This is a genomic window from Paracoccus sp. MKU1 (assembly GCF_001447385.1).
Taxonomy (GTDB): Bacteria; Pseudomonadota; Alphaproteobacteria; order Rhodobacterales; family Rhodobacteraceae; genus Paracoccus.
In genome coordinates this window covers 71,798-94,569 of record NZ_LLWQ01000215.1, presented here as the reverse complement: position 1 = coordinate 94,569, position 22,772 = coordinate 71,798, and the positions used below count along the sequence as shown (strand labels likewise).

Sequence of the window (22,772 nt, the reverse complement as noted above, 5' to 3'; positions counted from 1 at the left end):
GCCTTGGGCCGCCTCACTTGAGGCCCGGGGCTCCGTCGAACTTCTTCTCCAGCTGCTGCCAGACCTCGATATATTCCTTCTGCATCGGCGCCTCGCGGGCCGCGAACGCGGTCAGGTGCTGGGGAAAGCGGGTCTCGAACATGAAGCTCATGGTCTCGTCCAGCTTCTCGGGCTTCAGCTCGGCATTGCTCGCGCCCTCGAAGGCGTCGCGATCCGGGCCGTGCGGCAGCATGCAATTGTGCAGGCTCATGCCGCCCGGCGCGAAACCCTGCGGCTTGGCGTCGTAGATGCCGTAGATGTTGCCCATCAGCTCGGACATGATGTTCTTGTGATACCAGGGCGGGCGGAAGCTGTGCTCGGCCACCATCCAGCGCTCGCGGAACAGCACGAAGTCGATATTCGCCGTGCCCTCCTGCCCCGAGGGCGCGGTCAGCACGGTGAAGATCGACGGGTCGGGATGGTCGAACAGGATCGCGCCCACCGGCGAATAGGTGCGCAGGTCGTATTTGTAGGGGCAATAGTTGCCATGCCAGGCCACCACGTCCAGCGGGCTGTGGTCGATCCAGGTCTCGTGGAACCGGCCGCACCACTTGATGACCACGCGCGAGCGCGCCTCGCGATCCTCGAAGGCGGCGACCGGGCATTTGAAGTCGCGCGGATTGGCCAGGCAGTTGGCGCCGATGGGGCCGCGGTTCGGCAGGTCGAATTTCTGGCCGTAATTCTCGCAGACGAAGCCGCGGCAGGGGCCCTCCAGCACCTCGACGCGATAGACCAGGCCGCGCGGGATGATGGCGATTTCCTTCGGCTCCAGGTCGATGACGCCCAGTTCGGTGCAAAAGCGCAGCCGGCCCTCCTGCGGCACCACCAGCAGCTCGCTGTCGGCGGAAAAGAAATACTCGTCCTGCATCGAGCGGGTGACCAGGTAGACATGGCTGGCCATGCCGATCTGGATGTTCACGTCGCCCGCCGTGGTCATGGTCCGCATGCCGGTAAGCCAGGTCAGGTCCTGCTCCGGTCCGGGCAGCGGGATCGGGTCCCAGCGATACTGGCCCAGGCTGGCGATGTCGGGCAGCACGTTCGGCGCCGTCTGCCAATAGGGCAGGTCGATCGCCGCGAAATCGCCGGTATGGCGGACCGAGGGCCGGATGCGATAGCACCAGGTGCGCTCGTTCTGGCCGCGCGGCGCGGTGAAGGCGGTGCCGGAGAGCTGCTCGGCATAAAGCCCGTATTCGCATTTCTGCGGCGAGTTCTGGCCCTGCGGCAGGGCGCCGGGCAGGGCCTCGGTTTCGAAATCATTGCCGAAACCCGGCATGTAGCCCTCGACGGTGCCGGTGGTGCCGGTGGCGCGGATCATGCCCCGGGGCAGCTGGTGCCTGGTCATGCGGTCTCCTCCTCGGTCGGTATCATTGCTGTTGCAACGAATATAACGTTGCATCGGCAACGATGTCAACGCGGATCTGCGGCCGGCCGATCTTTATTGCAGGCGCAACGGCTTTCTGCTGTTCTGCCGGCCAAGGAGAAGCGCATGTCATTCGATCTGGACCAGTTCCTGCCCTATCGCCTGTCGGTCGCCGCCGCGCAGCTCAGCCGCCGCTTTGCCGCCCGCTACGCGGCCGAGGCCGGGCTGAGCATTCCCGAATGGCGGGTGCTGGCGCATCTGGCCCATTCCGGCGCGGTCAGCGTGCGCGACATCAACGCGCGGGTGAACCTGGACAAGTCGGTGGTCAGCCGCGCCGCCGCCCGGCTGGAGCAGGCGGGCTGGGTGCGCAAATCGGCAAACGACGCCGACCGCCGCCTGGTGGTGCTGGAGCTGACGGTCGAGGGCCGGGCGCTGATGACGCGCCTGGGCCGCATCGCCGAGGATTTCCAGGCCGAGTTGCTGGCCGAGCTGGGGCGGGATGCCGCGGCGCTGCGCCGGGCGCTGGACGGGATCATCCGGGCCGGGCCGGGCTGAGTCCCTGCCGCCCGTCGCCCGGTGGCTGCGGCTGCGGGGCGCCCGCCCCGCCGGGCCGGCCCAGGCCGGCAAGGGCCCGGTCCAGGGCGGCAAGGCCGCGTTCTAGCGCCATCCGGTCCTCGGCCGGCATGGCTTGCAGCACCGCCTCCGCCCGACCCGCCACGGCGCCAAAGGCCCGGCGGAACAGCTCACGCCCCGATTCCGTGATCGCATATTCCCGAAGCCGGCGGTCCGATCCCGGGATCGAGCGGCTGATAAGCCCCTTCTGCTCCAGCCGCGCCGCCGCCCGGCTGACCTGCACCTTGTCCAGCGAGGTCCGCCCGGCCAGGGCCAGCGAATCGATCCGCCCCGCATCCTCGAGCAGGAACAGCAGCCGCCATTCCTCTCGGGACAGCCCGTATTCCCGGCCGTAAACCGCAACCAGCTGACGCGAAAACGCCTCTGCCACGACCGCCAGCCGATAGGGAAAGAAACTTTCAATGCGCATCATACAGCCCGGAAAATGTTGCGGTTGAAACAATCTGCCTGCGGCCGCGCCCGACATCAAGCCCGACGGGCCGCTCCGGCCATTCCTGCGCGGATCGGCCGCAGCACGGGCGCCGGAGTTGCACAGGCCCGCGCGGCGGGCGAGCATCGCCGGGGAACCGCTCTACCCCCTGGTCCGCGCGAAAAAACCCGCTGCCGGGCCGACATGGAAAGCGGCCGGGGCGCAGGCCCCGGCCGCCCGGCGTCTTGCGGCCGCAGGATCAGGCCCCACTGGCCAACGGCTTGCGCGCCCCCATCAGCGACACGGCAATGGCGACGGCGAAGGCCAGCGGCACCGTCACCAGCGTCGGATAGTCCGAGGGGAAGACCGGCGCGGCATGGCCGAGGATCTTGACCCAGACCGAGGGGCCCAGCACGATCAGCACCACCGAGCCGACCAGCCCGGCAAAGCCGCCCGCCATCGCGCCGGCCGCCGTGGTGCGGTTCCAGTAGAGCGCCAGGATCAGCACCGGGAAATTGGTCGAGGCCGCGATGGCAAAGACCAGCGCCGCGAGGAAGGCGACGTTCTCGTGCTGGAACAGGATCGCCAGCAGCATGGCCGCGACCGAGATCGCCACCGTGGCCAGGCGAAAGACCGCGACTTCGGTCCGGTCGGGCAGCGGCTGGCCGCGCAAGGTGTTGGCCAGGTCGTGCGAGCTGGCCGAGGCCGCCGAAATGGTCAGCCCGGCCACCACCGCCAGGATGGTGGCGAAGGCGATGCCCGCCATGATGCCATAGAGCGGCTGGCCGCCAAGCGCCGTGGCCAGGTGCAGCACCGCCATGTTGCCGCCGCCGATGATGCCGCTGCCATCCGCCGCCTGATAGGCCGGATCGCCCATCACCAGCGCGATGGCGCCCGGGCCGACGATGGCGAAAAGCAGCATGAACACCGCGCCGATGATCCAGACCGCGACCACGATGGACTTGCGCGCCGCCGCCTCGTCCGGGACGGTGAAAAAGCGGATCAGCAGATGCGGCAGGCCCAGGATGCCCAGCGACTGGCCGACCGCGAAGGACAGGGCCGAGAACATGTCCATCTGGAACCCGCCGGCGTCGAAGACATGGGCGCCCAGCGGATGCAGCCCGGCCACCCGGTCGTAAAGCGCCGCCGGCCCGCCGGTCTGGCCCAGCACCAGCAGGCTCATCCCCGCGACCGAGGCGACCAGCAGCACCGCCTTGACGATCTGCACCCAGGTCGCGGCCAGCATGCCGCCGAAGGCCACATAGATCGTGACCAGCCCGCCCATGGTCAGCACGGCGGCGGTGAAGCTGAGCCCGAACAGCACCGAGATCAGCGTGCCCGCCCCGACCATCTGCGCGATCAGGTAGATCAGCGCGATGACGATGGAGCTGGCCGCCGCGAACAGCCGCATCCGCTCGTCCCCCAGCCGGGCGACCATGACGTCGCCGATGGTGAAGCGCCCCAGCCGGCGCAGCGGCCCGGCGATCAGAAGCAGCATCAGCGCAAAGCCGACCAACGGGCAGATGTAGTAAAGCGCCGTATCGGCGCCCTTGGCATAGAACAGCGCCGTGGTGCCCAGCAACGTGGTGGCCGACAGGAAGTCGCCGGCGATGGCAAGGCCGTTCTGGCCGCCGCTGATCTCGCCGCCGGCGGTATAGAGCGCGGCCTTGCTCTGGCCGCGCCGCCCGGCCCAGACGGTGATGGCCAGCGTCACGGCGATGGTGGCGAAGAAGCTGAGAATGCTCGCCGACATGTCAGCCCTCCATCCGGGCGCTGAAGCCCGAATTCGACTGCGCGATCAGGATGAACAGCAGCAGATAGGCCGGAATCGCCAGCACCGCGGCAGGGACGCCCAGCCAGTCATCGGCCAGAAAGCCGGCCAGCGCCGGGCGGGCGGCGACGATCGGCGTGGGCAGGAACAGGACCGCGGCCAGCAGCACGCGCGCCCAGGGACGTGGGGGCTTGGACAAGTGAACTCCTCCCAGAGATTCGTTTCAAATGCAATGAAACTGCCCTCTGGAAATGCCGCTGTCTGTCCACAGCCCTATGGACAAGTCACGCCATCACGGCGGCCAGCAGGTCGTTCGACTTGCTCATGCCCAGCTTTTGATAGGCGCGCTGGCGATAGGTCAGCACGGTGCCGACGCTCAGCGCCAGTGCCTCGCCGATCTGGCGGGCGGTCTGGCCGGTCAGGGTGCGGGCGCAGACCTCGCGTTCGCGCGCGGTCAGGCTCGGATAAGCCTGGGCCAGCCGGTCGCGCACCTGCTGGAGCAGCGGCGGCGTGTCCTGCGACAGCCGCGTCAGCCCGGTGATGGCAAGCTGCGCCAGCGCGCCCAGCCGGGCCATGTCCGGCTCGGCATCGCCATGGCGCTGATAGAAGGTCACGACCACGGCGTGATCCGCCTTGCGCCAGCCGAAGCAGATCTTCTCGACGAATCGCGGGCGCTCGAAGCAGAGCTTGCGATATTCGCCCAGCTCGATCGCGGCGGCGGGCACCCGGCAGACGAAGCCGCTGTTTGGCGCCGCCGTGATCCGCGCCAGGGCCGCCGGGTCGCTGCGGTGAAAGCGCCGGGCATAGGCGCCGGCGCGCTCGGCCACGTCGCCCAGCCCGCTGGTCGAAGCCAGCACCCGCGGCGCCCCGGAATCAATGCGATAGGCGAAAAGCTCCTCGACGCCCGAGCTTGAATGGGCAAGCTCCAGCAGCCGCGTAGCGAACAGGCCCTGATCGCGCGCCTCAAGCAGGCTCGCGGCCAGGTCGGGATCGATCAAGCCGACCGAGCACATCCTTTTTCCTCCGGCAGCGGGGCCGGCTGCCTCCCCGCAGGATGTCATTAGACCTGCCGACAGACGGGCCGAGATCGTTTCATTAGAAATGATCCCGACCGCATTCTAGCCGAAAATCACGGGAGAGAGAAACATGACCAAGCCGTTTGCCTCGTCGGCCGACACGGCGACCAAAACCGACACGCTGGAGATCCTGGGCGATGGCGTCTATGCGCTGACCGCCGAGGGCGATCCGAACGTGGGCGCGGTCGAGGGCGAGGATTTCGTCGTCGCCATCGAATCGCGCGCCACGCCCTCCGCCTCGCGCGACTGGCTAAGGATCCTGCGCGGGCAGACCGACAAGCCGGTGCGCTATCTGGTGCTGACGCATTACCACGCCGTGCGCGTGCTTGGCGCCAGCGCCTTCGGGGCGGGCGACATCATCATGTCCGAGGCCTCGCGCGATCTGGTGGCCGAACGCGGCAAGCAGGACTGGAAAAGCGAATTCGGCCGCATGCCGCGCCTGGCCAAGAACGCCGAGGAGGTGCCCGGCCTGACCTGGCCCAGCATCACCTTTGCGCGCGAATACGACATCGAGCTGGGCGGCGACCGCGGCCGGCTGGAGCTGCGCTTCCTGGGCCGCGGCCATACCGGCGGCGACATCGTGGTCTGGCATGACAAGAGCCGGACGCTCTATGCCGGCGACCTGGTCGAGGCCAAGGCCGCGCTTTACACCGGCGACGCCTATCACTTCGACTGGGCCGGCCAGACGCTGGACAATGTGAAGGCCTATCGCGCCGAGAACCTGATCGGCGGGCGCGGCGCGGTGGCGCGGGGCGTGGCGGAAACCGATGCGGCGGTGGAGCAGACCCGCAAGTTCCTGAACGGGATGATCGAGAATGTCGGCCGCGTCCACAAGGCCGGCGGCGCGCTGAAACAGGCCTTCGAGGCCACGCGCGACGCGCTGGCGCCCGAATTCGGCGCCTGGCCGATCTTCGAGCATTGCCTGCCCTTCGACGTGCAGCGGCTCTGGGACGAATATGACGGCATCGAGCATCCCCGCATCTGGACGGCCGAGCGCGACCGCGAGGTCTGGGCGCAGTTGCAGGACTGACCGCAGGCGGGAGGAGGACGATCATGGCAAACGTTCAGGGCATCCCCGTCTATAGGGAGATCGGCGCCACCCCGGCCCCGGCCATGGCGCAGGACAGCGCCCGCATCGCCATCGTCGGCGCCGGGCCGGTGGGCCTGGCCATGGCGCTGGACCTGGGCCGGCGCGGGCATGAGGTGACGGTGCTGAACCGGCTGGACTTCGTCGCGCATTGTTCCAAGGCGATCTGCTTTTCCAAGCGGTCGCTCGACATCCTGGACCGGCTGGGCGTCGGCGACCGGGCGGTCGGAAAGGGCGTGACCTGGAATGTCGGCAAGGTGTTCTGGGGCGCGGGCGACAGGCCGGTCTATCGGTTCGACATGCTGCCGGTGAAGGACCAGAAGCGGCCCGGCTTCATCAACATCCAGCAATATTACATCGAGGACTATCTGCTGGACGGCCTGTCCGCCCTGCCCAATGTCCAGATCCGCTGGGGCCACCGGGTCGAGGCGGTCTCGGCCCGCAACGGCGGGGTGGAACTGGCGGTCTCGACCGCGGCGGGCGATTACCGCCTGCACGCGGAATGGCTGATCGCCTGCGACGGCGCGCGCTCGACGGTGCGCGAAGCGATGGGCCTGGATTTCGAGGGCCGGGTGTTCGAGGACAATTTCCTGATCGCCGACATCCGCATGAAGCACGAGATGCCGCCCGAACGCTGGTTCTGGTTCGACCCGCCCTTCAACCCCGGCAAATCGGCGCTGATGCACCGCCAGCCCGACGATGTCTGGCGGCTGGACTTCCAGCTGGGCTGGAACATCGACCGCGAGGCGGCGACGCGGCCCGAGAATGTCGAGCCCTTCATCCGCGCCATGCTGGGCGAGGAGATCGCGTTCGAGCGCGAATGGTATTCGGTCTATACCTTCCAGTGCCGCCGCATGGCGCGGTTCGTGCACGGCAGGGTGATCTTTGCCGGCGATGCCGCGCATCTGGTCTCGCCCTTCGGGGCGCGGGGCTGCAATGGCGGCCTCGCCGATATCGACAACCTGGGCTGGAAGCTGGACCTGGTGCTGCGCGGCGAGGCGGATGAAGCGCTGATCGAGACCTATGACCACGAGGCCATCGCCACGGCGGACGAGAACATCCTGAACTCGACGCGCTCGACCGATTTCCTGACGCCGAAATCCGCGGCGAGCCAGGCCCTGCGCGACGCGGTGCTGGAACTGGCGCGGGACCACGCCTTCGCGCGGCCCTTCGTGAATTCGGGGCGGCTGTCCACGCCGGTCAGCTATCCGGCAAGCCCGCTCTCCACGCCCGACCGCGACGACTGGGAAGGCGGCGTGGCGCCGGGTGCCCCGGTGCTCGACGCGCCGCTGGGCGGGGGCTGGCTGCTGGAGCGGCTGGGCGGCGATTTCGTGCTGCTGGCGCGCGGCTGGCCGCATGCCCTGCCGCAGGGCGTGCGGCTGGTCGAGATCGAGGGCCTTGCCGCCGAGCGCCTTGCCCTGCCGCCGGGCGCCGCCTGCCTGGTCCGCCCGGATCAATATGTCGCGGCACGCTGGAAGGCCGCCGGCCCCGCCGATGTCGAGGCCGCCCTGCTGCGCGCCAAGGGAGGAAAGCCATGCCTGCACTGAACCTTGCCCCGAACCTGACCGGCCATGACGACCTGTATGAGCAACTGGTCGCCATGCATGACGGGCTGTCCGAGGCCGAGAGCCTGAAACTCTGGGCGAAATTCGCCCTGCTGCTGGCCAACCATATCGGCGAGCGCGCGGTGATCGAACAGGCCATGGCGATGGCCCGGCCCCGCGCCGCCTGAGCCGCGCGGTCAGACGGCCGGCGCCACCTGCCGCAAGCCGCAGGCCGCCTGCCGGATGGCCTGCGCCTCTGCCCCCTCCAGACGCCGCGCCAGCCGGTCGAGGCTGCGGCCGGCGCAGCCGGCGTCGCGGGCGATGCGCGCCAGCCGCCGCCGGGCCAGCCCCGCCGCGCGTCGGGTCGGGTCCGGCGTGTCGGGCGCGGCCAGCAGCGCGTGGCAGCGCATCGCGGCATGGGCCAGGGTCAGGATGGCAAGGCTCTGCGCCAGCGCCCGGTCGCGGGCACCCGCCAGCCGCTCGGAGAGCCGCACCAGCCGCAGCGCGCGGTGATACAGCCGCGCCTGCCAGACCCGGCGACGCGCCAGCGCATCCGGGTTGCCGGCGATCGCGGCCAGATCGCGCAGCATCATCTGCACCAGGTGCCGCTGCCGGCGTTGCAGGCTGACCGGATAGACCAGCAGATAGCCGGCCCAGGCCGTCAGCGGCGCGGCCAGGACCGCCAGCCCCTTCAGCAGCAGGTCCGGCAATCCCTCTTGCAGCGGCAGATGCGGCTGCGACATCAGCAGCAGGATCATGCTGTAATCCGTGGCGGCCAGCATGGTCCGGCGATGTCCCGCCAAGAGCGGCGCCAGCATCAGGAAGGGCGCCAGCATCAGGATCTGCTGCAATTCGGACCGGGCAAGGGGCCAGAGCAGCCAGTGGCACAGGATCGCCGCCACCATGCCGAGCGCCTGCCCGGCGCTGACATGGCGCATCATCTGGACCGGGTTCTCGAAGGTCGAGAACAGCGAGATCATCACCGACAGGCCCAGCAGCATGAACGGGCCGAAGCTCCAGCCGGTGGCCAGCCAGATCAGGCCGAACAGCAGCATCGCCCCGCCGGCCCGCAGCCCGGCCTCGCGCGCGCCGATCCAGTCGCGATGCAGCACCGCCGGCGGCGCCGCAGCCGGCGGGACGGCAGGCGCGTCCCAGCCGCGCAGCGCTTGGGCCAGCGCCTGCACCAGCCGGCACAGGTCGTCATCGCCCTCGGGCATCGCGGTGGCGAGGATGCGGCAGGCGGCCGCCGCATCGCCGCGATCCAGCGCTCCCGCCGCATCGGCCAGCCGCAGCGCCAGCGGCGGCGGCACCGGCGCCGCGCCCTCGGCCCGCAGCAGCAGCGGCATGGCGGCCAGCAGCACCGCCCGGCTGGCCCGCACCTCGCGCCGCGAGCGCAGCGAACCGGCGGCATGGGGATCGAGGTCCTCCTCCAGCGCGGCGATGCGCGACAACAGCGCCGGGCCCTCGGCCGGCGCCGTTCCGGCCAGATGGCGCAGCAGATCGGCCAGCAGGCCGCCGATGCGGGCGCGCAGATCGGCGACACCGCCCTGCCCGGCAAGGAAATAGCCGGCCAGCGTCGCCACCACGACCCCGGTCAGCACCGTCGCCAGCCGGTCGGCGCCCAGATGCAGCACCCGGTCGGGATGCGCCGTATCCAGCAGCGCCACCATGGCGGCCGAATAGCCCGCCAGCACCGTGCCATAGGCGACAAAGCCGCGCTGGAGATTGCCGGCCCAGGTGCACAGCCCGACCCAGAGCGCCAGCCCCAGCACCAGGACCCCCGGATGCAGCGGCGCCCCCAGCACCAGCAGCACCCCCGCCACCGTGCCGACCAGCGTGCCGGCGAAGCGGAAGAAGGCCTTTTCGAGCAATTGCCCGCGCAAGGGCTGCGCCGCCGCCCAGACCGACATGCCGGACCATTGCGGATGCTCCAGCCCCATGGCCCAGGCGATCAGGACCGCAAGGCAGCAGGCCAGCGCCGTGCGGGTGGCAAAGCGCAGCCTGCCCCCGTCGAAGCCGCGCCGCAGCAGCCAAGCCGCGCTCATGCCTGTCCGCCTGCCAGCCTGTCGGCGATGCGCGCCTCGATGCGGGACAGGTGGCGCAGCATCTCGTCCAGCGCGGCATCGTCCAGATCGGCCAGCAGCTCGGCCTCGATCCGGTCCAGCATCCGGCGCAGGCGCGCCACCTCGTCCCGGCCGGCGGCGGTCAGCAGGATGCGGCGGGCGCGGCGGTCGGCCGGGTCGGGCCGGCGCTGGACCAGGCCACGGCCCTCCAGCAGATCCAGCAGCCGCACCAGCGTCGAGCCGTCCAGCGCCAGCCTTGCGGCAAGCTCGGTCTGGCTAATGTCGTCGCCGCCCTCGGCCAGATGGATGAGCGGCGCCCAGGTCGCATCGGTCAGCCCGGCCGGGGCCAGGGCCTGTTCGACGGCCCGCCGCCACTGGCGGCCGAGCGTCACGAAATAGCGGCCGAAACGGTCGCGCGCAGAGGTCGGATGAATCGTCATGCCGATACATGTATGTCAAAATAGTTTGTAATACAAATTATTTTGACAGGCAATCAATCCCGGCCATCCCGGCGCGGCGGCGATTTTTTCGCAGGACCGTGCGCGGGCGCACATGCGGCCCGCGCGGCAGGCGATAGAGCAGCGGCACAACAAACTCACCGATTGCCCGTTGCCTGGTCCGGCCTTGGCGAAACCGTCCGACCTCGACCCGAGGCACGCGCCGCTCCGTCCCCCGGAACGAGGCTTTCCTGTCCGGACGGGTGCGCCGCGCAGCCGGAACGGGCTGCCGGTCGTCGCCAAGGAGAAAGCCCGCGCCCCGATCCCGGACCGGCGCGCTCTGGCCCATGGCTATGTGGCGGACGGGGCCGAGGGGCAGGCCTTCGACGCCGGGGGCAACGCCGGGTGGTGACCGACAATGCCGGCGTGGACGACAGCGCGGCCGAGACACCGTTCTGCAATCTCGGCGCGCTGTGACCCCCTGCCCGTCAATAGCGCAGCCGGGCGTAATAGGAATGCTCGGCCGCCTCGCGCGCCTGGCCCAGCGTGACGACGCCGCGGGCCTTGAGCAGCGGCAGGAGGCGCAGGAACACCTCGGCCGTCACCAGCGCATCGCTCAGCGCATTGTGGCGCTGGGTGATCTCGACCCCCAACCGCGCGGCGATGGCCTCCAGCGAATGCGAGGGCTCGTGCGGCTGGGCGATGCTGGCCAGAAGCAGCGTGTCCAGCACCGGCTGGTCGAAGCGCAGCCCGGTCGCCGCCTCCTTCAATTGCAGGAAGCGCATGTCGAAGGCGACGTTATGGCCGACCAGAACCGTGTCCGAGGCATAGGCGTGGAATGCCGGCAGCACCTCGGCGATGCGGGGCTGGCCCTGCACCATCTCGGGGTGGATGCCGTGATAGGGGATGGATTCGGGCGGGATCTCGCGGCCCGGATCGACCAGCTGGTCGAAGCGTTCGCCGCGCAGAAGCTTGCCGTTCAGGATGCGCAGCGCGCCGATCTGGATGATCTCGTCGCCCTGCGCGGGGTTCAGGCCGGTCGTCTCGGTGTCGAAGACGGTATAGCTCAGCCGCTCCAGCGGCTGGTCGTCCAGCGAGCGGCTGGAATCGCTGGCCGCGAACAGGTCGAAATCATAGAATTCCGGCCGCGCCTCCAGCGCCTCGAGCTCGGGTCCGGCCGCCGCGGTGGGCAGCAGGAAGCGAAAGAAGGACAGGCCGGCCGGCCGGTCCTGTTCCAGCCACAATTCGCCGCCGTGCCGTTCGGCGATGTCGCGGGCGGCGCCCTGCACCCCGGTATCGCCACCCGCGGCCGGATCAAGCGGCCAGACCAGATCCAGATGCGCCCAGCCCGGCGTCGCGGCCGGCGCCAGCCGCAGGGTCAGCGAGGGCATGCCCTGCGGCCCCACCAACTGTCCCGCCAGCGCGCCAAGCGCCTGGATCAGCGAAAAACTGTCCAGCCGCAGCCAGAGTTCCTCATCGGCGTTCTCGACCTTGGCCACCCGCCCGGTCTGCGCCAGCACATGCTGCGCCGCGGCCGCCAAGAGGTCGTCGCCCAGCATCTCTTGCAGCGGCCAGCGGGTCAGGATCTCTTGCGAGGCATCCGCCGTCAGCGCCGCCAGACGCTGGCCCATGGCCGCCACCTCGTCGCGGACGATGGCATGGAAACCGTCGCGCTCGGCCGGCTCCAGGTCGGGATAGTCCAGCATGTCCAGCGCCGCGCCCATATTGGCCAGCGAGGCGCGGCTGGCCTCGGTCAGCTCGGTCAGGCGGCGGTCGCGGCGGGACTGGGCGGCATAATCCTGGGTGATGTCGTCCAGAAGCAGCACATAGCCGCTGATCGCGCCGGCCTGCGGCCGCACCGGCGCCAGCACGACATGCAGCAGGCTGCCCGTGGCGGTGCTGGTGACGAATTGCGCCGAAACGGCGGCCTCGCCCCGCGCGATATGGCGGTCCACCGTCTCGCGCGCATGCTCGATCAGGGCGCGGTCGATCACCGCATGGATCGAGCGGCCAAGCCCGATCACCTCGGCCCCGCCGCCGATCTGCCCGCCCGAGACGCGGTGGAACAGGCTGCGGGCGTGGTCGTTGTAAAGCAGGATGCGGCCGTCGAGATTGCAGACCACCACGCTTTGGCGCAGCTCGGCCATCAGCGCGCCAAGCTGGTCGCGTTCCTGCGCCACCTTCTGCTGCGCCTCGGCCACCAGCCGGGCCATGTCGGTTTGCAGGGTCTGGCGCTGATCGGCCAGCCGGTTCGCCGCCTCGGCCAGCGCGGCAAGGGCGGCCGGACCGGCCGTCTCCAGCCGCGGCGCATCGGCATTGTCGGCCAAGAGCCGCGCCGCATCGGCCAGCCGCGCCGGGGCTTCGACATGGCGGGCATGAAGCCGCGCCGCCCACCAGCCCGCCAGCGCCGCCCCGGCCAGCCACCAGCCGAACAGGATCGCACCGCTGGCTTGCAGCGCGGGGCCAAGCGCCGAGACCAGCCCGGCGCCCTGCCCCACCGGCAGCGAGGCATGGAACAGCGCCGCACCGCCAAGCGCCCAGAACATCAGCGCCAGCCCCGGCGCGGCGACAAGCAGCAGGCGGCGCGGGCCGGGCTTCATGCCAGCATCTCGCGGATGCGCACGATCAGATCGCGGGTCGAGAAGGGTTTCGTCACATAGGCATCGGCGCCCGCGCCCATGCCGCGGGCGATGTCGGTGTCGCGGCCCTTGGCGGTCAGCATCAGGATGCGGATGCCGGAAAGGTCGGGGTCGGCGCGCACCGCCTCGCAGACCTCGAAGCCGCTCATGCCCGGCATGGCCGCATCCAGCAGCACCAGCCGCGGCCGCTCGCCGCGGATCATCGCCAGCGCCTGCGTGCCGTCGGGCGCGACCAGCACCTCGTAACCCTCGCGTTTCAGCATGAAGGACAGCGAGACGACGATGTTCGGCTCGTCATCCGCGATCAGCACCCTCTCCGTCATCGGACCCTCCCTTGCTGCGAAGCGGCAGGCTGAAGGCGAAGCACGCGCCCTGCCCCGGCTGGCTGTCCAGCCACATCCTGCCCCCCAGATTAACCACGATCTGCCGGCTGATCGGAAGCCCGAGCCCGGTGCCGGGCGGACGGTTTCCGGCCTCGCCGCCCTGCCGGAACTTCTCGAACACCGTGGCCTGGTCCTCGGGCGGGACGCCGGGGCCGTTGTCGCGGACCGTGACCACCAGTTCGTCGCCCCGGTGGCGCAGCGCCACCTCGACCCGGCCGCGGCCCTCGGGGACGAATTTCGCGGCATTCGACAGCAGGTTGACCAGCACCTGCGTCAGCCGGTCGGGATCGGCCAGCACCGCCGGTACCCGGTCGGGCAGGTCCAGCGCCACCTCGGCCCCGCGTTCGCGGAACAGTTCGGCGGTCGAGCGCAGGGCCGCGACGATCAGCGCCTTCAGGTCCACGTCGGTATTGTGCCATTCCGCCATGCCGGATTCGATCTTGGCAAGGTCCAGCACCTGGTTGACCAGCCGGCTCAGCCTTTCGCTTTCCGACAGGATGATGTTCAGGAACTCCTCGCGCTCATGCGGCGCGATGTCGGGCGTGTCCAGCATCAGCTCGGTCAGCGCCCGGATCGAGGTCAGCGGCGTGCGCAGCTCATGCGTGACCGAGGACATGAAGTCGTCCTTGAGCTGGTCGAGGCTTTTCAGCTTTTCATTGGCGGCGCGCAGCTCGACCGTGGCCTCCTCCAGCTCGCGGGCATAGGTGCGCACCTGCGACGCCTCGTCGATGATCTCCAGCACGTCGCCCAGGCTCAGCGGTTCCTCCTGCGCCGCCGATTCGACCATGACCCGGGCCGAGGCGGTGCCGATGGCGCCGGCGATCTGGCGCTCGACCCGGTCCACCAGCCGGGCATCGGCGGTCAGGCTGTCCAGCGCGGTCCCGGTTTCGCGCGCATGGTCGCGAAACAGCGCCTCGGCCCGCGCCGCGCCCAGGAAGCGGCCCGCAAGCCGGCGCAGATCCTCGAGCCGCGCCCGGCCGCGCCAGAACACCGGCTGCGCCTCTCCGCGTTCGAACACCTCGACGAACAGCAGCGCCTGGCTGGCCTCGCGCGCCGAGGCGCGGCCCCTGAGCGACAGGCCGACGTAAAGCCCGATATTGACCGTCAGGCTCCAGAACAGCGAATGGGTCAGCTCGTCAAAGCCGGTCAGCCCGAACAGGTGTTGCGGGGCCAGGAAGGCCAGGCCGAAGGGGCCGTCGAGGAAGCCCGCCCCGATCCAGCCCGACCGCGCCAGCGACGGCAGCATCAGCGTATAGGCCCAGACCAGCGAGCCGCCGATCAGCCCGCCAAGCGCGCCCACCCGCGTCGCGCCGCGCCAATACATGCCGCCCAGCAGCGCCGGGGCGAATTGCGCCACCGCGGCAAAGCTGATGAGGCCGATCGAGACCAGCGCATAGGCCTCGCCCGCGACGCGGAAATACAGATAGCCGAGCAGCAGCACCAGGAAGATCGCGGCGCGGCGGATGTTCAGCAAAAGCCGGGTCAGATCGCCGCCGGTGCGGGCAAAGCGGCCGCCGCGCAGCAATGCCGGCATCACCAGGTCGTTGCAGACCATGGTCGAGACCGCGACGGTCTCGACGATGATCATGCCGGTCGCCGCCGAAAGCCCGCCCAGATAGGCCAGCAGCGCCAGCCATTCCGCCCCCTGCGACAAGGGCAGCGTCAGGACGTAGCTTTCCGCCCCCGCCCCGCCGTCGCCAAAGATCAGCATGCCGCCGATGGCGATGGGCAGCACGAAGATGTTGATGAGCAGCAGATAGGCCGGAAACAGCCATGAGGCGCGCAGGATATGCCGCTCGTTCACGCATTCGACCACCATCATCTGGAACTGGCGCGGCAGCATCAGCACCGAGAGCATGGACAGCAGGGTCAGCGCGAACCATTGCGCGCCCTGGAAGCCCTCGAACCCCTGCCCGCCCAGGCGCAGGAGGCCGGCGATGTCGGGCTGGGCCTGCGCGCGCGCCCAGATGTCGCCCATGCCGCCGAAAAGCCCGTAGGTGACGAAAACCCCGACCGCCAGAAAGGCCGCAAGCTTGACCGCGGATTCAAAGGCGATGGCGGCGACCATGCCCTCGTGCCGCTCGGACAGGTCGAGGTGCCGGGTGCCGAAGACCACGGCGAAACCGGCCAGCGACAGCGCCATGTAAAGCGTGCCGTCGCGCCACCAGGCGGCATCGGACTGGCCCAGTCCGCCGGTCAGCGCCTCATAGCCGGCGGAGACCGCCTTCAGCTGCAAGGCGATATAGGGCAGGATGCCGACCACGGTGATCAGCGTCACCAGCGCCGCCAGCAGCGGGCTCTTGCCATAGCGGCTGGCGATGAAATCCGCGATCGAGGTGATGCGGTAGCTGCGCGCGATCCGCACCATCTTGCGCAGCACCAGCCAGGCCAGCAGCATGGCCAGCATCGGCCCCAGATAGATCGGCAGGAACCACACCCCGCCCGAAGCCGCGCGGCCGACGCTGCCGAAATAGGTCCAGGCCGAGCAATAGACCCCCCAGGACAGCGCATAGACCAGGCTGCTGTCGATCAGCGAGCGCCCCTGATCGGCGCGGCGGTCGCCATGCGCCGCCACCGCCACCAGCAGCAGCAGATAGCCGAAGGAGACCGCAAGGACGAGGCCGGGCGGGATCATCCGTCCTTGTCCTCCTCGGCTTCCCTGGTGCCCCGCCCGCTGCGCGGCACGCTGACCCAGGCCAGCGCCAGGATCAGCCCCGCCCAGATCGCGAACAGCGCCACCGGCAGAAGCGGCAGGCCAAGCACCGTCAGCGGCTGGTCCCAGATCAGCAGCAAGGGAAAGTTGAACAGCAGGAAGCCGGCGCCGCACAGCGCCAGCAGCACCTGCGCCGATGGTCCGTCGCGCCGCCTCATAGCAGGTCCAGCCGGTAATGCTGGCCCAGCCATTGCTTGAAGTCGCGCACGATGTTCAGCGAATCGCGCAGGGCCTGGCGGTCCAGCCGGCCCAGCTCGGTCGGGCGGATGCTGTTGTCGGGCGCCTGTCCGCGGGCGATCTGGGCAAGGTTGCCGTCCAGCTTCAGCGCCATCATGCAATGCAGCGCATCGGTCAGGTCGCGGGCCAGGCCGGCATCGAGGCGCCCCGCCCCGGCCAGCGCCTGCAAGCGGGCGCGGGTCCCGGGCGCGGCGATGCCATATTCCAGCGCCAGGGCACGGGTGCCATGCACGACCGGGAATATGCCCAGCTTCTTCAGGTCGATCTCGGCCGCTTCGGGACCGCGCATGCCGGGCAGGCGACGCCACCAGCCGCCCTCGGCCCCGCGGTCGAACTGCCGGATCGCGGCGGCGAAACGGGCATAAAAGCTGTCGCTGCCGGTCAGCATGCGCCGCAGCCGGTCCCGCAAGGCGGCCAGCAGGCTTTCGTCCCCGGCAACAGCGGCCGCGTCCAGAAAGATCGCCAGGTTCATCGGCCCCTCGGGGTCGTCGCCATGGATCCAGTCGCGCAGCGTGTCGCCGAAGGCCTGCACGCTCTGGCACCACAGCGGCCGGCTCAGCATGATGCCGCCGGGACAGGGCGGATAGCCGAAGGAGATCAGCGCCTCGGTGAAGGCCTGTGTCACCCGGTCGAGCCCGTCGAAGGCGAAGCCGTCGCGCAGGATCAGCGCATTGTCCTGATCGGTGCGGATGATCTGCTCGGACCGGCCCTCGCTGCCCATGACGATCAGGCAGCTGTTCTCGCGCAGGGCCTGCGGCGCCAGCATCTGCCACAGCCGGCGAAAGATCTGCCGGTTCAGCGCCCCGACCAGCCCGGCGATGACCTCGATGCGCACGCCGTCCTCATGCAACACGCGGATCAGCGCCTCGACCTGGGCGGCGGGCCGGGCCAGCTCGGCCGGGCTCATCGCCCGGGCGATCTCGGCCGAGATCAGATGCGACTGGTTGGCCAGAAAGCCCATCAGGTCCATCTGGCTGAGGATGCCGACCACCGCCTCGCCCTCGCGCACCAGCACGCGGTGGATGCGGTGGCGCAGCATCAGCATCATCGCGTCGTAGAGATCGTCGTCGATCGAGACCGACCAGGGCGTGAAGCTGGTGAAGTCGCGCACCTTCAGCGTGGCGGGCGGCACGTCGCGCAGGATCGCCTGCACCAGATTGGTCGTGGTGAAGATGCCCAGCCTGTCGCCGTCGCGCACCAGCGCATCGGTGATGCCGCGCGCCGCCAGCTCGGCGCACAGCGTCAGCAGGTCGGTATCGGCATCGACGAAATGCGGCTTGCGCAGGATGGCGTCGCGCACCCGCGCGGTGACCAGCGTCACCATCTCGCGCTGCTCGTGGCGCAGCGCCCGGTCGCCGGCCGTCACCGCCGGCCCCCCCGCCGCATCGTCCGCGCGAGCCAAACCGTCGCCTCAGAGGAATCACGCATGGACCTCTCGCCCCCTCCCAACATCGTCACCGCGCCCGGCGCTGCCCTTGCGGGGCCGGGCCGGGCGCCAATCCGGCGTTCCTCCTGCTCGCAATACCTTGATAAGCCTAAGCGCGGGCGTTTCACAACAGCCTTGCCGCGCGGCGCCTCGTGCGAGAGAGAGGGGACGGGAGGAGACGGGGGCCTAGCGTTCGACGGCGCGGAACTCCAGCTTGCCCGAGAACAGGATGGCGACGGTCGAGCAGATCGCGCCCGAAAGCAGGTAAAGCCCCGCCGCCGACAGCCCCAGCCAGGTCGAAAGCAACAGCGCCGTCAGCGGCGCGAAACCGGCGCCGAACATCCAGGCCAGGTCCGAGACGATGGCCGAGCCGGTATAGCGGTTGCGCGCCTCGAACAGCGAGGCGACCGCGCCGGAACTTTGCCCGAAGCTGAGGCCGAGGATGAAGAACCCGACGATCATGTAGACCAGCTCGCCGGTCTTGCCCGCCGACAGAAGCAGCGGCGCCAATACGGCGAAGCAGCCGATCAGCAGCGCCCCCACCAGCAGCAGGTTGCGCCGGCCGATGCGGTCGGCCAGCCAGCCCGACAGCAGGATGGCGCCGATCCCGCCGGTCGCGGCGACGGCCTCGATGATCAGGAAGCTGAGCAGCGTCTCGTTGGTGTAGAGATAGATCCAGGACAGCGGATAGACCGTGACCATGTGGAACATGGCAAAGCTGGCCAGCGGCACGAAGATGCCGATGAGGATCGCGCCGCCATCCTCGCGCAGGGTCTTGCCGATGCGGGTCGGCTGGAGTTCGCGCGATTCGAAAAGCTCGGCGAATTCCTCGGTCGCGACGATGCGCAGCCGCGCGAACAGCGCCACCACGTTGACCGAGAAGGCGACGAAGAACGGATAGCGCCAGCCCCAGTCCAGGAAATCCTGCGCCGTCAGGTTGGCCGCCAGATAGGCGAAAAGCAGGCTGGCGACGATCAGCCCGATGGGCGCGCCAAGCTGCGACACCATGGCGTAAAAGCCGCGGCGGTTGCGCGGCGCCGTCAGCGCCAGAAGCGAGGGCATGCCGTCCCAGGCCCCCCCCAGCGCCAGTCCCTGGGCGATGCGCAGCACGGCCAGGATGACGACGGCCCAGCCGCCGACATTCTCATAGCTGGGGATCAGGCCCATGGCGACGGTCGCGGTCCCCATCAGGAACAGCGCCGCCGTCAGCTTGGTGACGCGGCCGTGGCGGCGGTCGATGCTCATGAATAGCACGCTGCCCAACGGCCGGGCGATGAAGGCCAGCGCCAGCAGCGCAAACGACAAGAGCGTCCCGGTCAGCGGATCGGCAAAGGGAAAGATCCGCTGCGGAAAGACGATCACCGAAGCGATGGCGAAGACGAAGAAGTCGAAGAATTCCGAGGTGCGCCCGATGATGACGCCCACGGCGACATCCGAGGGCGAGACCCGGTGCCGCCCATGCGACGACGGGGCGGCCGGCTCGGCGGCGGGCATGGAGGAGGTTGTGCTCATATGTCCAAGGAATCCGATGCGATCCAGATTCGTGCCGGGCACGGGCCAACCCGCCGCGGCGTTTCCGTCCCTATTGCTGCCGCAGACCCGAACCGAACTGTATAGGACAAAACGTCGCATGGCGGCTTTGATCTAAATCAAGGTAATTCGCCCCATGCAACGTCGCAACCCTGCGACTCAGCCATCCGCGCCTGTCGCTGACCGACATCGGGTAGTCCAATGACCGACATACGAAAATTCGCCCGCCTGCCCTGGCTTGTCTTGCTGATTCCGCTTGCCGCCTGCAAGGCCGAGGTTCTGGCGCCGGCCGGGGATGTGGCGGCGCGGCAGCGCGACCTGCTGGTGATCTCGACCCTGCTCATGCTGCTCATCATCGTGCCGGTGATGGTGCTGACCGTGGTCTTTGCCCGCCGCTATCGCGAAAGGAACAAGGACGCCGACTATCGCCCCGACTGGGACCATTCGACCAAGCTGGAATTCGTGATCTGGGCGGCGCCGCTGCTGATCATCATCACGCTCGGCGCGCTGACCTGGGTGGGCACGCATCTGCTGGACCCCTATCGGCCGCTGGACCGCATCAGCGCCGACCGGCCGCTGACCGAGGCGCACAGGCCCCTGCCGGTGCAGGTGGTGGCGATGGACTGGAAATGGCTGTTCATCTATCCCGAGCAGGGCATCGCTTCGGTCAACGAGCTGGCGGTGCCGGTGGATCGCCCGGTCGAGTTCACGCTGACCTCGACCTCGGTGATGAACGCCTTCTACATCCCCGCCATGGCCGGCATGATCTATGCCATGCCGGGGATGGAGACCAAGCTGAACGGCGTCTTCAACCATCCCGGCGAATACAAGGGCATCGCCTCGCATTATTCGGGCCACGGCTTCTCGGGGATGCATTTCAAGGCCCATGCCACCGACGAGGCCGGCTTCGCCGCCTGGATCGAGAAGGCCCGCGCGGCCGGCGGGACGCTGGACCGCCCGCGCTATCTGGAGCTGGAGGCGCCCAGCGAGAACGTGCCGCCGATGTCCTTTGCCGAGGTCGATCCGCAGCTGTTCCAGCGCATCGTCAACATGTGCGTCGAACCGGGCAAGATCTGCATGGCCGAGATGATGGCGCTGGACGCGCAGGGCGGCACCGGGCTGGCCGGGACCATGAACGTGACCCGGCTGACCTATGACAAGGACCAGCGCCGCGGCACCCGCGCGCCGGTGCTGGGATGGGAGCCGTTCCAGGTCGCCTCGTTCTGCACGCCCGAGGATTCGGCGCTGATGTTCGGCCAATCGCCCGAGCTGGCCCGCGCGCCGTTGGACACGGCCCCGCTGCGCGGCCATGCGCTGGTGCCGCCGAAAGGGCCCTTCGCCCCCTCGCAAGACAATGCCGTCACGCTGCTGGACCCGACCGAGGGCCGGGCGCGGAACTTCTGATCGGACGCAAAGCATGGCTACCTTTTCCAACGAGACCACCTTTCTTCTCGGCCGGCTGAACTGGGACGCGATCCCGAAGGAGCCGATCGTCTGGGCCACCTTCGTCGTCGTCGCCCTGGGCGGCATCGCGCTGCTTGCCGCGCTGACGCGATACCGGCTCTGGGGCTGGCTCTGGCGCGAGTGGTTCACCTCGGTCGACCACAAGAAGATCGGCATCATGTATATCATCCTGGCGCTGATCATGTTCCTGCGCGGCTTTGCCGATGCAGTCATGATGCGGCTGCAGCAGGTCTGGGCCTTCGGCGGCTCCGAGGGCTACCTGAACGCGCATCACTACGACCAGATCTTCACGGCGCATGGCGTCATCATGATCTTCTTCGTGGCGATGCCCTTCATCACCGGGCTGATGAACTATGTCGTGCCCTTGCAGATCGGCGCGCGCGACGTGTCCTTCCCCTTCCTCAACAACTTCTCGTTCTGGATGACGGTGGGGGGCGCGGTCATCACCATGGCCTCGCTGTTTCTGGGCGAGTTCGCGCAGACCGGCTGGCTGGCCTTTCCGCCGCTGTCGGGCATCGGCTACAGCCCCTGGGTCGGGGTGGACTATTACATCTGGGGGCTTCAGGTCGCCGGCGTCGGCACCACGCTGTCGGGCATCAACCTGCTGGTGACGATCCTGAAAATGCGGGCGCCGGGCATGACCATGATGCGGATGCCGATCTTCACCTGGACCTCGTTCTGCGCCAATATCCTGATCGTCGCCTCGTTCCCGGTGCTGACCATGACGCTGATCCTGCTGACGCTGGATCGCTATGTCGGCACCAACTTCTTCACCAACGACCTTGGCGGCAATCCGATGATGTATATCAACCTCATCTGGATCTGGGGCCACCCCGAGGTCTATATCCTGATCCTGCCGCTGTTCGGCGTGTTTTCCGAAGTCACCTCGACCTTCTCGGGCAAGCGGCTGTTCGGCTACAGCTCGATGGTCTATGCCACCGTCTGCATCACGGTGCTGAGCTATCTGGTCTGGCTGCACCATTTCTTCACCATGGGCTCGGGCGCGTCGGTGAACTCGTTTTTCGGGATCACCACGATGATCATCTCGATCCCGACCGGGGCCAAGCTCTTCAACTGGCTCTTCACCATGTATCGCGGCCGCATCCGCTATGAGCTGCCGATGATGTGGACGGTGGCCTTCATGCTGACCTTCGTCGTGGGCGGCATGACGGGCGTGCTGCTGGCGGTGCCGCCGGCGGATTTCGTGCTGCACAACTCGCTGTTCCTGATCGCGCATTTCCACAATGTCATCATCGGCGGCGTGCTGTTCGGCCTGTTCGCGGCGATCAACTTCTGGTGGCCCAAGGCCTTCGGCTTCAAGCTCGATGTGTTCTGGGGCAAGGTCTCGTTCTGGTTCTGGGTCGTCGGCTTCTGGGTGGCCTTCATGCCGCTCTATATCCTGGGCCTGATGGGCGTGACCCGGCGGCTGCGCGTCTTCGACGACCCGGACCTGCGGATCTGGTTCGCCATCGCCGCCTTCGGCGCGGTGCTGATCGCGGCGGGCATCGCGGCCATGTTCGTGCAGTTCGGCGTCTCGATCCTGCGCCGCAACCGCCCGGACTATCGCGACGTCAGCGGCGATCCCTGGGACGGGCGCACGCTGGAATGGGCGACCTCCTCGCCGCCGCCGGCCTATAACTTCGCCTTCAACCCGATCTCGCACGGGCTGGATACCTGGTGGGAGATGAAGCGGGCCGGCGCCGTGCGCCCGACCGGGGGCTACATGCCGATCCACATGCCGAAGAATACCGGCACCGGCGTGATCCTGGCCGCGCTGGCCACGGTCTGCGGCATGGCGCTGGTCTGGTATGTCTGGTGGCTGGCGGCCCTGAGCTTCCTGGGCATCATCGCCGTGTCGATCGCCCATACCTTCAACTACCACCGCGACTATTACATCCCGGTCTCGGAAATCGAGGCGACCGAGGATGCCCGGACGCGCCAGCTTGCGCAGGGGGTTTGAG

The 22,772-nt window shown here is 68.8% G+C and carries 19 protein-coding genes; 6 read left to right on the top strand and 13 right to left on the bottom strand.

Annotated elements, in window-relative coordinates; translation table 11 throughout:
• Window positions 1-13: 13 nt before the first annotated feature.
• Entirely contained in the window at window positions 14-1,381 is a 1,368-nt protein-coding gene (gene hmgA, locus AQY21_RS23150; protein WP_058099938.1) for a homogentisate 1,2-dioxygenase, read from the bottom strand.
• Window positions 1,382-1,525: 144 nt separating this feature from the next.
• Between hmgA and AQY21_RS23145 the strand changes: the two genes are divergently transcribed.
• Complete coding sequence (locus tag AQY21_RS23145) at window positions 1,526-1,954, top strand: MarR family winged helix-turn-helix transcriptional regulator (protein WP_058099937.1); 429 nt, start codon at window positions 1,526-1,528, stop codon at window positions 1,952-1,954.
• Here AQY21_RS23145 and AQY21_RS23140 read toward each other — a convergent pair.
• The 4 genes from AQY21_RS23140 to AQY21_RS23125 form a co-directional block, all read right to left on the bottom strand.
• Window positions 1,932-2,441: a MarR family winged helix-turn-helix transcriptional regulator gene (locus AQY21_RS23140; protein ID WP_058100065.1), complete on the bottom strand. Its 510-nt coding sequence runs from the start codon at window positions 2,439-2,441 to the stop codon at window positions 1,932-1,934. The two genes, AQY21_RS23145 and AQY21_RS23140, sit on opposite strands and share 23 nt — an antisense overlap.
• 259 nt (window positions 2,442-2,700) lie before the next feature.
• Window positions 2,701-4,194 (bottom strand): cation/acetate symporter ActP, encoded by a 1,494-nt coding sequence (locus tag AQY21_RS23135; protein ID WP_058099936.1) that lies wholly within the window; start codon window positions 4,192-4,194, stop codon window positions 2,701-2,703.
• 1 nt (window position 4,195) lies between these two features.
• Entirely contained in the window at window positions 4,196-4,411 is a 216-nt protein-coding gene (locus tag AQY21_RS23130; protein ID WP_058099935.1) for a hypothetical protein, read from the bottom strand.
• A gap of 85 nt (window positions 4,412-4,496) precedes the next feature.
• Complete coding sequence (locus AQY21_RS23125) at window positions 4,497-5,210, bottom strand: helix-turn-helix transcriptional regulator (RefSeq protein WP_203416637.1); 714 nt, start codon at window positions 5,208-5,210, stop codon at window positions 4,497-4,499.
• A gap of 148 nt (window positions 5,211-5,358) precedes the next feature.
• Between AQY21_RS23125 and AQY21_RS23120 the strand changes: the two genes are divergently transcribed.
• From AQY21_RS23120 to AQY21_RS23110, 3 genes are read left to right on the top strand one after another with little or no spacing between them, the layout of a single operon-like run.
• On the top strand, window positions 5,359-6,318 hold the full coding sequence (locus AQY21_RS23120; protein WP_058099933.1) for an MBL fold metallo-hydrolase: 960 nt from the start codon (window positions 5,359-5,361) through the stop codon (window positions 6,316-6,318).
• A 23-nt stretch (window positions 6,319-6,341) separates the two neighbouring features.
• Window positions 6,342-7,922 carry an FAD-dependent oxidoreductase gene (locus AQY21_RS23115; RefSeq protein ID WP_058099932.1) on the top strand — a complete coding sequence of 527 codons (1,581 nt, stop codon included), beginning with the start codon at window positions 6,342-6,344 and terminating at the stop codon, window positions 7,920-7,922.
• Window positions 7,910-8,107: a DUF2783 domain-containing protein gene (locus AQY21_RS23110; protein WP_058099931.1), complete on the top strand. Its 198-nt coding sequence runs from the start codon at window positions 7,910-7,912 to the stop codon at window positions 8,105-8,107. The genes AQY21_RS23115 and AQY21_RS23110 overlap by 13 nt, the downstream gene beginning before the upstream one ends.
• Window positions 8,108-8,116: 9 nt before the next feature.
• Here the strand turns inward: AQY21_RS23110 and AQY21_RS23105 are convergent, their stop codons facing one another.
• The 8 genes from AQY21_RS23105 to AQY21_RS23065 form a co-directional block, all read right to left on the bottom strand.
• Window positions 8,117-9,964, bottom strand: a complete 1,848-nt coding sequence (locus AQY21_RS23105; RefSeq protein ID WP_058099930.1) for an FUSC family protein — start codon at window positions 9,962-9,964, stop codon at window positions 8,117-8,119.
• Window positions 9,961-10,422 carry a MarR family winged helix-turn-helix transcriptional regulator gene (locus AQY21_RS23100; RefSeq protein WP_058099929.1) on the bottom strand — a complete coding sequence of 154 codons (462 nt, stop codon included), beginning with the start codon at window positions 10,420-10,422 and terminating at the stop codon, window positions 9,961-9,963. The genes AQY21_RS23105 and AQY21_RS23100 overlap by 4 nt, the downstream gene beginning before the upstream one ends.
• A gap of 485 nt (window positions 10,423-10,907) precedes the next feature.
• Window positions 10,908-13,019, bottom strand: a complete 2,112-nt coding sequence (locus AQY21_RS23090) for an exonuclease domain-containing protein (protein ID WP_058099927.1) — start codon at window positions 13,017-13,019, stop codon at window positions 10,908-10,910.
• Window positions 13,016-13,381, bottom strand: a complete 366-nt coding sequence (locus AQY21_RS23085; RefSeq protein ID WP_058099926.1) for a response regulator transcription factor — start codon at window positions 13,379-13,381, stop codon at window positions 13,016-13,018. Before AQY21_RS23085 ends, AQY21_RS23090 begins: the two co-directional genes overlap by 4 nt.
• Window positions 13,353-16,076, bottom strand: a complete 2,724-nt coding sequence (locus tag AQY21_RS23080; RefSeq protein ID WP_058099925.1) for a sensor histidine kinase — start codon at window positions 16,074-16,076, stop codon at window positions 13,353-13,355. Before AQY21_RS23080 ends, AQY21_RS23085 begins: the two co-directional genes overlap by 29 nt.
• On the bottom strand, window positions 16,073-16,312 hold the full coding sequence (locus AQY21_RS23075; protein ID WP_058099924.1) for a hypothetical protein: 240 nt from the start codon (window positions 16,310-16,312) through the stop codon (window positions 16,073-16,075). Before AQY21_RS23075 ends, AQY21_RS23080 begins: the two co-directional genes overlap by 4 nt.
• Window positions 16,309-17,793, bottom strand: coding sequence for a DUF294 nucleotidyltransferase-like domain-containing protein (locus AQY21_RS23070; protein ID WP_238986885.1), 1,485 nt, complete (start codon window positions 17,791-17,793; stop codon window positions 16,309-16,311). The genes AQY21_RS23075 and AQY21_RS23070 overlap by 4 nt, the downstream gene beginning before the upstream one ends.
• Window positions 17,794-18,003: 210 nt before the next feature.
• Window positions 18,004-19,329: an MFS transporter gene (locus AQY21_RS23065; RefSeq protein ID WP_058100063.1), complete on the bottom strand. Its 1,326-nt coding sequence runs from the start codon at window positions 19,327-19,329 to the stop codon at window positions 18,004-18,006.
• A 219-nt stretch (window positions 19,330-19,548) separates the two neighbouring features.
• On the opposite strand from AQY21_RS23065, the gene cyoA reads away from it, so the two are divergent.
• Both cyoA and cyoB read left to right on the top strand, forming a co-directional pair.
• A complete protein-coding gene (cyoA, locus tag AQY21_RS23060; protein WP_058099923.1) occupies window positions 19,549-20,751 on the top strand; it encodes a ubiquinol oxidase subunit II in 1,203 nt (400 codons plus the stop codon).
• Between the two features lie 13 nt (window positions 20,752-20,764).
• The gene (gene cyoB / locus AQY21_RS23055) at window positions 20,765-22,771 is read left to right on the top strand and encodes a cytochrome o ubiquinol oxidase subunit I (protein WP_058099922.1); all 2,007 of its coding nucleotides are present in this window, start codon (window positions 20,765-20,767) and stop codon (window positions 22,769-22,771) included.
• Window position 22,772: the final 1 nt, after the last annotated feature.